Below are 14536 nucleotides of genomic sequence, written 5' to 3'. Positions count from 1 at the left end.
GTTATTCAATTCATAACATTATTATTTTTTATAAATTTACAGATCTAAAATGTTAAAATTTTATGGAATTATTAAAAAATTGGTCAAAAATTTACATTGAAGCAGGATGTGATGAAGTAGGTAGAGGATGTCTATGCGGTCCGGTGGTGGCCGCGGCGGTCATTCTTGACGAAAAATTTGAACAGAGTTTAGTAAATGACTCCAAAAAGTTAAATTTTAAGACCAGAATGGAACTTGATATTTACATCAAAGATCATGTTAAAAGCTATGCTATTGCCGAACTTCCCCCTGCGTTTATTGACGAACATAATATCCTGAACGCCAGTATTCACGCAATGCATCGTGCATTAGATCTGCTGACAATAAGACCAGAATTGATTTTAGTAGATGGAAATAAGTTTCACCCCTATAATTTTATCCCTCATCAATGCATTATTAAAGGGGACTCCAAAATCTTGTCAATTGCAGCTGCATCAATTCTGGCAAAAAATTACAGAGACCGGTTGATGATTGAACTGCATAATGAACATCCTGAATATGGATGGAACACAAACTTTGGATATGCCACAAAAAGGCATCAGGAAGCTCTTGTAAAGCATGGTCCGACAAAACATCACCGCCAGTCTTTCAGATTGAAATATGACTAAGTGAACTGGTGTGTGAATTATTATATTAAAAATTTCAATCGGTTAAATTTAAAATGATTCTAAATAAAAAAGGGAAGCAGTAATTGCTTCCCTTTCATGTTATATCATATTTTTATTTCTTTTTACCTCTTGGCTCCTGGGTCTTCTGCTGTTCCTGAGCCTTTTCCATCATCTCTCTCATTCGCTTCTGAAACTTACCTTCTGTTTTCGGCTTCTCCTTATTCGCCTGAATCTGTGCATGAATTTTCTTTTCATCCAGAATCACATATTTTATGACCAGAATGATCAGGATATTAATCGCATTTGAAACAAAATAGTACCATGACAGACCTGATGCTGAAGTATTCAGGAAGAATAAGAATGTGATCGGGAAAATATACATTAACACTTTCATATTCGGCATTCCTTCCTGCTGTGGCTGCTGCATATTTCCTGAAGTCATTACAGTATAAATCAAAATAACAATGGTACATGCAATGGCAAAAACACTTAAATGATCTCCCAAGAAAGGAATCTTAAATGGCAGTCTGATCAGATCATCATAAGCCGTAAGGTCTTTGGCAAACCAAAAGCCCTGGCCTCTTAAGTCAATAAAGTTCGGGAAGAAACGGAACAAAGCATAGAAGATGGGAATCTGAACCAAAGCCGGTAAACATCCTGCCATCTGGTTAACACCCGCTTTTCTGTAGATCTCCATAGTAGCCTGTTGCTTTTTCATCGGATCTGCATCTTTGAATTTTGCGTTGGCTTCATCAATTTCCGGACGGATTACCTTCATCATTGCACTCAGTTTATGCTGTTTATACATAATAGGTGATAAGATCAATTTCACAATAATCGTCATTAAGAAAATAACCCATCCTGCCGATATTCCCCAGCTGGCAATAACACTGTACAGCCACATAAAGAAATAACGGTTCATTGCGCCGATGAATGACCAGCCTAATGGTAAAATTTCATCAAAGTTTTTATCGTAAGAATTCAGCAGCTTTAAATCTAACGGCATAAAATACCAGGTGAAATCCTGGTTCAGCTCACCTCCCTGCATCTGAACAAATCCTTCGAAATTGAGTTTTTTCAGATATTCTCCTTCTTCAATAGATTCCTGATTTCCTTTACTGTGTGTGAAACCGTTCTTTGCTTCAATTACAGAAGAGAAAAACTGCTGTTTTACACCAATCCAGTTAAGGGTCTCATCAGGCTCTTCCATTGTAGTTCTTCCATCATAATCATAGTCTTTATAATTATTGAATGCATACGAGAATTCAGAATGGGTCTGTTCCTGAGCTCTCCCCTTTTCAAGATTTCTTACACTGTAATTCCATAGAAAATCTGCCTTGTTCTCAGAAGTCACATTGGCAAGCCCCTGAGTTCTGACTTTAAAATCCAAAGTATACTGATCTTTCAATTCAGCAGTAGGATTATTGTTTATGGTATAAACAAACTGAATCGCTGCTCCATTGTAATTGGCAGTTAAAGTAACGGCGTTTCCGTTAACAACAGGTGTAAATACCAAATCTCTGGTATTTACTATCTTACCGGATTTATCCTTAAACTGAAATCCGTAGCTCGAATTATTTTTAGTAATCAGATTGAGCGGAAGATCAGCCTTATCGGTTTTATGATCATATGCCTTGTATTGTAAAAGCTCAACTTTCGAGACCTGCCCTCCTAAGCTTGAAAATTCAAGTTTCAGCTGTTTGTTTTCCAAATTTGAAACCTGAATAGCATTCGGAGTTACATTGGGATTGATATTGGCCGCCGGAGTTGGTTTTACGGGATTTTTTGCCTGTTCTGTTTTCTGTTGTTCAGCTTTCAGTTTTTCTTCTTCCTGTTGATTATTCTGAAAATAAAACATGAATCCGAAAAGGACTAAACATAAAACCGCAAAACTAATGATCTGACTTTTATCGAGTCCGTTGTTCTGTTGCATTTTATTTTTATTAAAATTTTAAATTTAAATAAGCATCGCTGTGCTATACTTTTAGAGTCGACAAAAATACTGTTTTTTTATCAAAAACTCTAAGCTATAATCTATTACTATATAATAAACCCAGACTGATAAAAATCAACCTGAGTTTAATTATTAGATATGACGTCTGTAATTTTGCAATTACTTTAATTTTTTTCGTAGGGTCATCAATTTGGACATCTTTTAGAATGCAATGCTCTATTAATCTTATATAGACGTTTTTTCACACGCTTTAATAAACGCTCTGAATAAAGGATGTGGTGTTGCCACTGTACTTTTGTATTCAGGATGGTACTGTACTCCTACATAGAAAGGATGATCCGGCATTTCAAGAGCTTCAACCAAGCCCGTCTCCGGATTGGTACCTGTTGCCAGGAAGCCGTTTTTCTCAAATTCCTGGATGTATTCACTGTTGAATTCATAACGGTGACGGTGTCTTTCCGAGATATGCTTGCTTCCGTAAATTTCATTTAATTTTGAACCGTTTTTCAAAGCACATTTCCATGCACCCAGACGCATTGTACCGCCTTTATCCACAACATTTTTCTGTTCTTCCATTAATGAGATCACAGGATGTTCTGTAGAAGTGTCAAATTCCATCGAGTTGGCTTTAGGATAGCCTAAAACATTTCTTGCAAATTCTACGGTCATGATCTGCATTCCCAGACAAATTCCCAACATCGGCATTTTGTTTTCTCTGGCATATTGAGCTGTAAGAATTTTACCTTCAATCCCTCTGTCGCCAAAACCTGGAGCAACTAGGATCCCACATACCCCTTCTAAACTTTCTTTGATATTCTCCTTGGTTAAATCACCGCTGTATACCCATCTGATTTTCACCTCCGTCTCAATATCTGCACCTGCATGTTTGAAAGCCTCAGCAATTGAGATATAAGAATCCTGAAGAGAGATATATTTTCCTACCAAAGCGATCTCAACAGTTCTCTTTGGATTTTGGAATTTCTTTACGAAAGTTTTCCAGTCTTTAAGATCAGCTTCTTTATCACTTTTCAGGTCCAATCCCTTAAGAACTACATCATCAAAGTTTTGTTTCTGAAGATACATTGGAACTTCATAGATCGTTTCGAGATCTTTACACTCAATGACATTATCTAAAGAAACATTACAGAATTGAGCCAGTTTTGCTCTCTGGTCTTTCGGAATTTTATGTTCTGTTCTGCACACCAATACATCAGCCATGATTCCGCTTTCCATCAGTTGACGTACAGAATGCTGAGAAGGTTTAGTCTTTAATTCGCCGCTTGATGCAAGATATGGAAGCAATGTCAGGTGAATCACCATAGAATTTTTCTCTCCCAATTCCCATTTCAACTGGCGGACAGTCTCAATGTACGGTAATGATTCGATATCCCCTACCGTTCCTCCGATTTCAGTAATGATGATATCATAGTTCTGTTTGGAAAGAATCTTGATTCTGCGCTTAATTTCGTTTGTAATATGAGGAATTACCTGAACCGTTTTTCCAAGAAAGTCTCCTTTTCTTTCTTTTTCGATGACCGTCTGGTAGATTTTTCCTGTCGTAACGTTGTTATTTTGAGAAGTCGGAGCATCAAGGTAACGCTCGTAATGTCCTAAATCCAGATCTGTCTCTGCACCATCTTCGGTTACATAACATTCTCCGTGCTCATAAGGGTTTAATGTTCCCGGGTCGATATTGATGTAAGGATCCAGTTTTTGAATCGTTACATTAAATCCGCGTGATTTTAACAATAGTCCCAGAGAAGCAGAAACGATTCCCTTTCCCAAAGATGAAGTTACACCTCCTGTCACAAAGATGTACTTTGTATTCTTTTTACTCATTAGATTAGGTTTGTGCAAAGTTAGGGGAAAAAGAAAAGCAAAGCAATTTTGTAGTGATTTTTAATTGTACTTAATGACTGATATGACTTTTCTGCTTATCAAAATATTCTAGAATCATTACTTATAAAAAACTTGATTCATAAAAAAAGGTTTCTCAAAAACACTTTTGAGAAACCTTTACCTAAACCAAATTATATATTATGAATTATTGTTTTGCCAATTCAAAAAACAGAGTAATATCCACATCTTTTGCAACACCTGCTCCTGTAGGATCGTATTTAATGTTATAATCTAAACGGTTCACTGTAAATTTTGCCTGTAATCCAAGTACTTCTTTCCCCTGCTGGTTTTTGGCAATACCTCCGAAAGTCAAAGGAATATTCACTTCTTTAGAAATATCTTTAATCGTCAGTTTACCTTTAAGAGTATAATTATTACCTTTTCCCTGTAAAACAGAAATTCCTTCAAACTTCATTTCAGGGAATTTTTCAGCATCAAAAAAATCTGCACTTTTCAGATGCTTATCTCTTGGTTCAACACCGGTGTTTACTGTTTCTGTATAAGCAGTAAAGTTAAATCTTGCATTATTTAAATTTGATCCTTCTGTAGAAACAGATCCGTCAAATTTATCAAATTTACCCTGCACAAAGCTGATTCCCATGTGCTTGATATTGAAATTAACAGATGAATGCATTGGATCTACATTCCATATCGTCTGTGCAAATGTAAACATGCTCACTAAAGCAAATACGAAGCTTAAAAATATTTTTTTCATTTTCTAAAATTTATGAAGCAAATGTACATCAGAAAAACCAAAACATTCATTGATGTATGATAAGATTAAATAATCTTTCATAAAAAATCTGATTAAGTTTTTTCATAATTTTACAGAATGGCAAAACTGAGAACAGCATATTTCTGTCAAAACTGCGGATCACAGTATTCCCAGTGGATGGGACAGTGTAAAAACTGTGGGGAATGGAATACTTTGGTAGAAGAAATTGTAGAAAAAACTCCGCAAAAAAGTTTAACGTCTTCAAAAAGCAAACAAAGTGTCATCAACATTATCGAAGTTGAGGCGATTGAAGAGCCCAGAATAAAGACACCTTCAGATGAACTCAACAGGGTTTTGGGAGGTGGAATCGTTTTAGGCTCTGTTACATTGATCGGTGGAGAGCCAGGAATAGGAAAGTCTACCCTCCTTCTGCAGCTGGCATTGAAAATGAAGAAAAAAATATTTTATGTTTCAGGAGAAGAAAGTGCCTCTCAGATTAAAATGAGGGCTGACCGCCTAGCAGAAGTGAAAAATCCAAACTGTTTTTTATATACAGAAACGTCATTGGAAAAAATACTTCACGAAGCTAAAAAACTGGAGCCTGATTTTGTGATTATCGATTCTATTCAGACCCTGCAGTCACAGCTGATAGAGAGTTCCCCAGGAACAGTATCCCAGATCCGTGAATGCTCGAACGAGATTATCAAATATGCCAAAGAAAACAATGTTCCCGTATTTCTCGTTGGTCACATCACCAAAGACGGCCAGATAGCCGGTCCTAAAGTTCTGGAACATATGGTAGATGTTGTATTAAATTTTGACGGCGACAGAAATCATCTTTTCAGATTATTAAGAGCCAATAAGAACCGTTTTGGATCGACTGCAGAAATCGGTATTTATGAAATGGTTTCACAAGGTCTAAAAGAAATAAAGAATCCGTCAGAAATTCTTATCACTAAAAAATTTGAAGAACTCTCGGGAAATTCTGTAGCCGTAACTTTGGAGGGAAACCGCCCGATGCTTCTTGAAATTCAGGCATTGGTAAGCACCGCTGTTTACGGAACTCCACAAAGGAGCTGTACGGGATTTGATTCTAAAAGGCTGAATATGCTGCTGGCCGTTTTAGAAAAAAGAGCAGGCTTTCAGCTGGGGGCAAAGGATGTCTTCTTAAATATAACCGGCGGCATAAAAACCGATGACCCCGCTTTAGATTTAGCTGTTGTAGCCTCGATTCTTTCCTCCAATGAAGATATAGCAATTTCCGAACATTTCTGTTTTGCAGGGGAGATCGGTTTAAGCGGAGAAATCCGTCCTATTGCCCAGGTCGAACAGAGAATCACAGAAGCCGAAAAACTCGGCTATGAAAAGATTTTTGTTTCCAATCTAAATAAAATTCCGAAACGTAAATTCGGAATTAAAATTGAGGAAGTGAGCAAGGTTGAGGATTTTCATGAAAGGCTGTTTTGACCCTTAAAAACTTAATTTTTAACAGGCAATCTATAAAAAAGAGTCTGTATTCAAAATGTGAATACAGACTCTTTTTTTGCCTTATTTACTTTATTAGTTAAAACCCTCCGGAATCACCAAAAGTAAATGTTGCTGAGATTCCGGCTCTGATGGTAGATAACGGGAATGCTGTTGATATTTTATACCTTGAGGTCATCTGTTCATAGAATAATCTCAGGTTTAAGTTTTCTGAAACATTGTAGTCAGCAGACAATTTTATATTCATCAATCTCTGACCACCGGTTACCTGCGAGTCATCCAGTAAAATATTCATAATGCTTGTACGGCTGTCACGAAGTGAAATATCTCCTCTGATGTTAAGATCACTTCCTCTGCCTCTTCCTCCTCTTCCACCACGGGTATTACCCATGTTTCCTAATCTGAAGTTTCTGACGATGTACCCTAATCTTACAACATATTCTGTATTTGAATCTTCAGTTAAGGTATGATTGACCAGTCCTAGTAAGAGTGTTCTCATTCTGTTATACTGCAGCCCAAACTGCAGGTTGTTTCTCATCGTAACATCGATTCCGATCAAGGGTGCAAAAGCTTCTACATACCCCACCTGAGCAAATGTATATGGATTTATTTTATCCCCGTCATTGATATTACCTGATAAATCTGAAGTCTGATAAAAACCTCCAGGATTGTTAAAATAATCAACATTACTTTGAATACCGGTTGCTGTATAGGTCGCATTATAGCTGTGTAAAAGATCAAACTTTGTAAACTGCCCGCTGATTATCGGGATATTTTTCAGTCCTGAGTAAATAATCCTCCAGTTAGGTATCGGCAGCCCTGATTTTTTGGCATCCCCTAATCTTTCAGGATTTTTACCCTCTACCGCTGCACGGAATGCAGGAATCAAAACATAGGCATTGGCAATACTGTATCCATTTGTAAATCCATCTGTTCCCTGAACCGTTCCCAGCTGCTGCGAAATCTGTCTGGCATTCTGCCTGATCGATTCATATACTGCCTGTCCTGTCTGGAAAGAGCTGTTGACAAGCACTACAGAATTTGAATAACTTACCATATCACTAGCAAACGTAAGATTCGGGTTTGAGAAACCGCTGTCGTCCCGGAAGTTGAAACCGGTCTGAGAGAAATTTCTGTTGTAGGTCTGCAGCACATTAAAATCTATTCTGAAATCATTGACCGGCATCATTTGCAGGTTTGCCCTGAGTTCCCTTGTTGACATTTTCACATACGGATCAATCATAAATTCAGAAGAACTTACCCATCCGTTTTCGATAACCGTTCGTCTTATATCTGCCTGAGATCCTAAAAGGAAGCCAGCAGTCGGACCTCCTAAAGTCTGTCCGTAACCATATCCGTTAGGTGCCGATAATAACCCAGGAAGTACAGTTCCATTATTTTCGGAATAATTAACATCCAGTTGTTTGAATGAGGTCAGTAAAAACGCTGCACTCTGTAAAACCGACAGTTTATTTTTAAACTTATAGCTTTTAAATTTATATCTTCTTTTATCCCAGGCCTGCGTATAAACATTATTTAAGGAATCCATTTCCTGCTTCCGTTTCTGAAGAGTCGTTGACATCTTTTTGAAATAACCGAACTGACCAAAGAACTTCGGAATGTCAGCAGTTGCGGTTGCCTGGATAATATTGGTATTCTGACCTATGGATCCCAGACTTCCATCCGGACTTGATAATAAAGCAGTAGATCTTGCATTCCAGTTGTAGGTGAAACCATACTGAAGTTCTGCATCAATAAAGTCTAAATAAGGAAGCAGCTGGAATGGCAATTTATAATTCAACTGTACTCTGTGATTATAAAGTACCGGCCTTCCGGATCTGAACATATTCCCAAAAATGGAAGAATTATCCATTGTATTTACATCAACATTGTCATTCAGCGTTCTTGTTGCAGAGTTGATCTCCAGTTTTAAAGATTTAGTAAAATTAAATCCTAGACCATACTGCCATCCAAAATAGAAATTCCTGTTTTTGATAGCTGCAAAATCATCTCCTAAGTTTCCACTTAAAACAGCATCAATATTTCTGAATTCAAGTTCGTTATAATTTCTGTCCAATTCAGTTCTGAAAGACAATCTTGTAGGTATCGGATTAAAATTAAATTCTTTTACCCATCGCAGATATTTCGTCGACTTTGCAGTATCACTGATCATTTTATTAAATGGCTTGATAACCCACGGTTTAAAAGTGTAGTTATAATCTACGTATCCTCTAAAATACTGTCTGTAATTTCTTTTCGTGTAAATATCTCTATAGAAGTCGTCATTATATACAGCAGTCACAGCAAGATTTTCTACATCATAGAATTTAGGCTTACTGTTTTCTTTCACCCTTTCTTTTCGCATATTGACCACTCCAAGGCTTCTTTGCTGCGTATAGGTTCTCGCCACTTTTTTCAGTTCTTCTCTATTGGCAGCTTTACTGAATTCAACATCGGTATCCAGAGGGTTGTATTTTGGATCTTCAATAGTTTGTGAATAAGAATAATTCAGAGGAATTTTCACTCCCGTTTTTTCAGGTAAGAATTTATCTACATTCACCTGTGTATTCACACTGAATGCTGACTGTGTGGACTGATTTCTTTCGGCAGGTTTGGAATCAATATTTCCAAAACCGACTGAAGTATAAGACCCGCTTGCATTGACTACTGCAAAATCGCCAAGATTAAAATTCAGACTTGCATTTCCTGCATACCCTCCATCATTTTCAATTTCTGAAAGACGGATCTCGTTGACCCAAAGAACTCTACCATTAGCACCTATTCCACCCCGTTGATTATTTCTGATACCAATCATAATTGTAGTAACATTCCCCAACGAAGGTCTTCCTTTTATATATATTCTTTTGTTGCTATCACCAAAAGTTAAATCTTCAGTTCTGTTAATTATTGGAATCGATGAGTTTCTATCCCGTCTTAATTTGGCGTCTACAAAATCCTGAATATTAAAATCTACATCATTTTCAACCGGCCAGATATCCAAAGGTGAAGTTGCAGTATTTGAAGTATATTTTAGGGAAGCTTCATATTCATAATAATTATCCGTCGCATCATTACCAAAACGTATAAAGAATTTGACGTCCGGATCCAAATTTGAAGCTGTTGGTACATCTAAATTTTGTCCATGCACAAAAAGCTTCAGTTTTTTGTATCGTCTCATGTCAAGAGCAACATTTTTAAAAACACCTCTTGCTTCCTCGCTCATGCTTCTCACTTTCATATACAATGAAGCTTCATTTTGTCTTTGTGCACCGGCATTTCCACTTAAGACCTGTCTGTCAATTCCAGGAGGCAAAACATAAGGTGGCTGATTTAATGCATTTTCTTCGATATTTACACTGCCAACTTCAAAATTGTCATTCAATGTTATCAATCCGGGAGTTCCTTCTGTAGGAGAATCAACTGTCGGACTGAAAATTTTATTCGGATACCTTCTCCAGTCTGATCTTACAAGATCCATGGTACCAAATCTTAAGGTAGAGGTCTGCTCAAATCCCGTCATCAACAATCTTGCGAATCTCACATTATTAAGTACCGAAGGATCTTTATCTCCTCCTACCCCTGCTTCAGCATATTTTGAAACCGGAATTCTGAATAAATACCATTTTACATCATCACTTTGTCCATTCTGGAAAGTGGCAGTAACTGTTTTCACATCAACGATGTTATTCTGACCTAACGTTAAATTTGCCTGGGCAAGACTGACTACATATTCATTGTAATTTTCACTCTGATCTAAGTTGTAATCCTTGTTGATATCTTCTGCATCAGGAGTTTGAGATGCCACTTCAAGAGAATTACTCTGAGAGTTGCCTTCCGGGCCTCTGAAATATTTATAACGCTGAGTGATTGAAGCTGCTTGACTTCCTGTGAATCTCTCAGACATATAAAATACAAAATCATCCACTGCAGGGTCAGAAAGATTAAGGACTGGATTGATAAATGTACTGGTAGGAAATTTCAATCCTTCCTGATCTGAATTTAAACCGTCATATCCTGCATCCTGAATTCTACGGTCATCCCCTTCACTTGAAAATGCATAAAGGATCGGCGGCTGTTTTGGCTGAGTTCCCCAGTTTGAACTGGAGGTTGATGAAGTTTGTCCAGGCGTTGGCAAACCGTTTTCATACTGCATCAATCCGTCTTTCAGAATATCTTCACTCACGTTTCCTAAATGAAGTAAAAGCTTTGGATCTGTTCCCAGGTTATTTCCGTCAGCGTAAGGATCCATCATCCAGAATTCTACATATTCGATGTTTGAATTGACAAAGTTGGAAACCTGGATAGGCCTCATGATTCCTGCCCATCTCTGCTGTACGGTTTCTGAATTTGGATTAACATTGTAAGGACCTTTCTCTGCCGGATAATAGGAAATATCAAAAGTATTGGTAAACGTCTGCTCGCCCGCTACAAAATCCCTGTTGTTAAAAATCTCTGAAAACTGAACTCTTCTGGATGCGTGGTTGGAAACGGACTGCGCAGTAATTCCAGCCGGAGCTCTTCCTCCCACTCCCCAAAACCTCGGGTCAATATTATACCAGGATAACAGTCCTCTTCCATAACCATTTGTAACATTATCATTTATACCTGCTCCACTGAAAATCGGATAATTCTGGTTTTTTTCCGGTTTTGAAGCCAAACTCCAGGCTGCAGGTTCTTTTAATGAAATCTTTGAAGTTGTCTGTTCAAAATCATCAATGTATGACTGATCATTTGTTCCTTTATTAAGACCGGGAAGTAAGTAAGCCCCTTCCATTTTGAAGTTCAGATTAGATGGTGCTTCAGTATTGATTCCCGGAATTTTGTCGGTTAACCGCGTCAGGAAAGGGAGCTGATTGTTATACATCATGTTGATCCCTGCCATCGTATTATTGACAGCTTCCTGACCGTAATTTACTTTTTGAGTAAGCGGAGATTCAGAATAATTGACAACGGTACCACCGAATATAAAATTTTCACTGACTCTTCTCTCAAGGTTTAATCCTAAAAATCTTTTTCTCTGGGTATTGAATGTCAGCTGATTTTCTAATGAGATATTAATGGCCTGCCCGGACTGTTTTACATTTTCATTGATAATCGTTACCGTTCCAAGCATATAATCTACGGTATAATCAACACCTTCGGTCAATTGTACTCCGTTTGCCGCAACTTTTACAGATCCCTGAGGAACATTTACCGCCCCCAAAGAAATTCCCTGACCCTGAGCTCCTTTATAACGGCCTTCCATGGTGTACCGCTGAGCAAGGTTGCTGGATGTTGCAACCTGTTTTTGCTGATTGTACAGATCACTGAAAACATACTGTGGATTGTTTCCGACGAGACCTGCCATATAACTTCCGAAGGGTTCTACTTTCGTGTATATTAATTTGCCCAATTCCGGACGTATGGTGATCCCACTGACAAAATCAAAAATTCCATCGCCTAAAACACCTCCATTATTTTGTACATCCCCATTAACATTCAGTCTGTCCCAATTTAAAAGTTTCAGTAGGTTGGTACTTTCCACAGGAGTATTAGGAAGATAATTTACTTTTCCTCCTGTCTGCGCATCTCTGTAATAAATATTTAAAATAAAACCGTCCTGGTCGACCTGACCGGCATCCAATGCGTAAATGTTCTTCATCATCAGTTTCCACATTGGTGATGTCGTTTTTACGGTGGTATTCGGTTTCAGGACTTTAGTGATCAAAACAGGACTTTCCTCAGAAAATTCCCCGACCTTATATACCTGATTGGTTCCATTGACCGTATATGAGTAAGAAACTGCTAAAAGCTGATTGTCGTTCAGTCTCTGATTTAATGAAATATATCCTAACTGCGGATGAAAGGTAAACTCGGTACTGGTCAGTCTTCTTGCTTTTCTGTTGAAAATAAACTGTTCACCGTCTACATACGCTTCTGTTCCTCCTGTTGAATTAGGAAGTACCTGTCCTGCAATTGTATTATAAGCAGAGTTTGCATCACGCAGTCCTGCACCTAATCCTGTAACCGCTGAATAGATACCATTTTGTGAGTTATCGGGCAGGCCCGAGGCACCGTCCCCCAGATCCCTTACCCCTATAATACTTTTCTGATATGCCAGATTCGAGTTTCCCTGATCCAATACCCAGACTTCCATTCTGCTGATGTTGATCCTTGAGTTGATTTGCGGATAATTCAATAATGCATTATCATAATTATTCAGGAAGTAATGTCCGATAAAATAGTGCTGGTTATCTTCGTAATCGATGGCATTAACTTTAAAAGTATTCATGACACCACCACCCTGTACTACAATATTTCTGGCTTCACCCTGTTGCTGGGAAAGCACTACAGTACCAAAAGTTTTTCCTAACTGAAATTCTGTTTTTACCCCAAACAATGATTCTGAACCCCGGATTAAGCTGGTCGAAAGCGGCATATTAACGTTACCGAATTCAACTCTTTTGATAATTTTATCTTCACCGCCGGCACTGGGTTTATTTACATCCCCAAGACCTTTTTTCTGAAGATCTTTCCATGTTCCTTTTGACTGCCAAACCAGGTTCATACGGTTTTCGAAAGCGAACCCGCTCTGCGTATCATAATTGGCCTTCAACTGAAGATTTTCACCTACTTTTCCAATAAGGCCCAACTGTATTCTCTGGTCGATATCAAAAGTAAAACTTGTTCTGTTCTGAGGGAGAATGAGCGGATTATCTATTTTCTGATACAGACCTGCCAAATCAAAAGAGGCATATCCTGAAGGAATAATTTCGATCTTATTACTTCCGAATATCGTTTCGAAAAGTCTGTTATTGATCGTCAGTGAGGGAATCAATCCTCTTCTCTGAGCTTCTGAAGTATCTTTTCTGAAAAGCAGATTATACCGTTCAGATTTATCTTTGTAATATTCTCTGGCCTGCTGAGCCAGCATAAACTCTTTGTAATCTTCGGGTGACATTGCCGTTGGCTGACCCACTACGGTATTTCCGATTTTAGGATATACATAATACATCCCTGTTTTGATATCGTAGTAGGCTTCGTAGTAAGTAGGATCACTTACTTTGTAATCCTTTTTAATAGAAAAACCCTGTGGAGTTTCCTGTGCAAACAGATTTATTGACAAGAATAAAAATGACAGGAACGAATATATCTTGAGAAACTTATTATTTTCCACCAAAAGTTAAATATTTTTTAAAATTTGTTTTACCAATTCTTCAACAGAAATCTCAGGATTCTGCTTGATCATCCGATCAGCAATCTTCTCACTCATTCTCTTGGAAATCCCTAAAACTTCTAATGCAGATAACGCCTCATCCTTATTTTTATTATTGATCAACGCAGAATTATTTTCTTCTGCAGTACCGAATTTCCCGACTTTATCTTTCAGATCTACAATGATCCTTTCTGCTGTTTTTGTTCCAAGACCTTTTGCTTTCTGAATTACGGCACTATTTTTGGAAAGTATAGCCGTAGCAATCTCCGTAAGACTAAGGGTTGATAATAAAATTAATGCTGAAACAGCACCAACTCCGTTGACACTTATTAAGAGATTAAACATTTCTTTTTCAGAACGGCTCTTAAAGCCAAATAGCAAATGTGCGTCTTCGCGTATAATCTGCTGAATAAAAAGCATGGATTCCTGATTGAGTGTCAGAGTCTGTGAAGTCATTAGACTGATTCCTATATAGTATCCTACGCCATTGACGTTGATGACTACATAAGTCGGTGTAAGCTCCTGAACAATTCCTTGTAAAGAAAATATCATTATTAAATTTTATAACTTCCAAATATAGTAATTTAAACTAAGTAATAAATTCATTTAACACAAGAATGATATTTAACTTTTTTTGTCAT

The 14536-nt window shown here is 37.7% G+C and carries 7 protein-coding genes; 2 read left to right on the top strand and 5 right to left on the bottom strand.

The window, feature by feature from the left end:
- The first annotated feature begins 62 nt into the window (after positions 1-62).
- Positions 63-647, top strand: coding sequence for a ribonuclease HII (locus AC2A07_RS10525; protein WP_484050347.1), 585 nt, complete (start codon positions 63-65; stop codon positions 645-647).
- 112 nt (positions 648-759) lie between these two features.
- On the opposite strand, the gene yidC is transcribed toward AC2A07_RS10525, so the two are convergent.
- The 3 genes from yidC to AC2A07_RS10510 form a co-directional block, all read right to left on the bottom strand.
- On the bottom strand, positions 760-2580 hold the full coding sequence (gene yidC, locus AC2A07_RS10520; protein WP_484050346.1) for a membrane protein insertase YidC: 1821 nt from the start codon (positions 2578-2580) through the stop codon (positions 760-762).
- Positions 2581-2826: 246 nt separating this feature from the next.
- Positions 2827-4440, bottom strand: a complete 1614-nt coding sequence (locus tag AC2A07_RS10515) for a CTP synthase (protein ID WP_484050345.1) — start codon at positions 4438-4440, stop codon at positions 2827-2829.
- Between the two features lie 205 nt (positions 4441-4645).
- The gene (locus tag AC2A07_RS10510) at positions 4646-5215 is read right to left on the bottom strand and encodes a YceI family protein (protein ID WP_484050344.1); all 570 of its coding nucleotides are present in this window, start codon (positions 5213-5215) and stop codon (positions 4646-4648) included.
- A gap of 117 nt (positions 5216-5332) precedes the next feature.
- Between AC2A07_RS10510 and radA the strand changes: the two genes are divergently transcribed.
- The gene (gene radA, locus AC2A07_RS10505) at positions 5333-6682 is read left to right on the top strand and encodes a DNA repair protein RadA (RefSeq protein WP_314495202.1); all 1350 of its coding nucleotides are present in this window, start codon (positions 5333-5335) and stop codon (positions 6680-6682) included.
- A gap of 97 nt (positions 6683-6779) precedes the next feature.
- Here radA and sov read toward each other — a convergent pair whose 3' ends face one another.
- Together sov and ruvA are read right to left on the bottom strand one after the other, a co-directional pair.
- On the bottom strand, positions 6780-13856 hold the full coding sequence (sov, locus tag AC2A07_RS10500; RefSeq protein ID WP_484050343.1) for a T9SS outer membrane translocon Sov/SprA: 7077 nt from the start codon (positions 13854-13856) through the stop codon (positions 6780-6782).
- A 6-nt stretch (positions 13857-13862) separates the two neighbouring features.
- Entirely contained in the window at positions 13863-14447 is a 585-nt protein-coding gene (gene ruvA / locus AC2A07_RS10495) for a Holliday junction branch migration protein RuvA (protein WP_484050342.1), read from the bottom strand.
- Positions 14448-14536 lie beyond the last annotated feature (89 nt).

This window comes from Chryseobacterium sp. HNCC26DJ238, assembly GCF_057180465.1.
This window is presented reverse-complemented; position numbering and strand designations above follow the sequence as displayed.

What these genes read in the sequence shown, in the direction of transcription:
- AC2A07_RS10525 (WP_484050347.1), top strand. Translation starts at nt 63, where the DNA reads ATGGAATTATTAAAAAATTGGTCAAAAATTTACATTGAAGCAGGATGT.
- yidC (WP_484050346.1), bottom strand. Translation starts at nt 2,580, where the DNA reads ATGCAACAGAACAACGGACTCGATAAAAGTCAGATCATTAGTTTTGCG.
- AC2A07_RS10515 (WP_484050345.1), bottom strand. Translation starts at nt 4,440, where the DNA reads ATGAGTAAAAAGAATACAAAGTACATCTTTGTGACAGGAGGTGTAACT.
- AC2A07_RS10510 (WP_484050344.1), bottom strand. Translation starts at nt 5,215, where the DNA reads ATGAAAAAAATATTTTTAAGCTTCGTATTTGCTTTAGTGAGCATGTTT.
- radA (WP_314495202.1), top strand. Translation starts at nt 5,333, where the DNA reads ATGGCAAAACTGAGAACAGCATATTTCTGTCAAAACTGCGGATCACAG.
- ruvA (WP_484050342.1), bottom strand. Translation starts at nt 14,447, where the DNA reads ATGATATTTTCTTTACAAGGAATTGTTCAGGAGCTTACACCGACTTAT.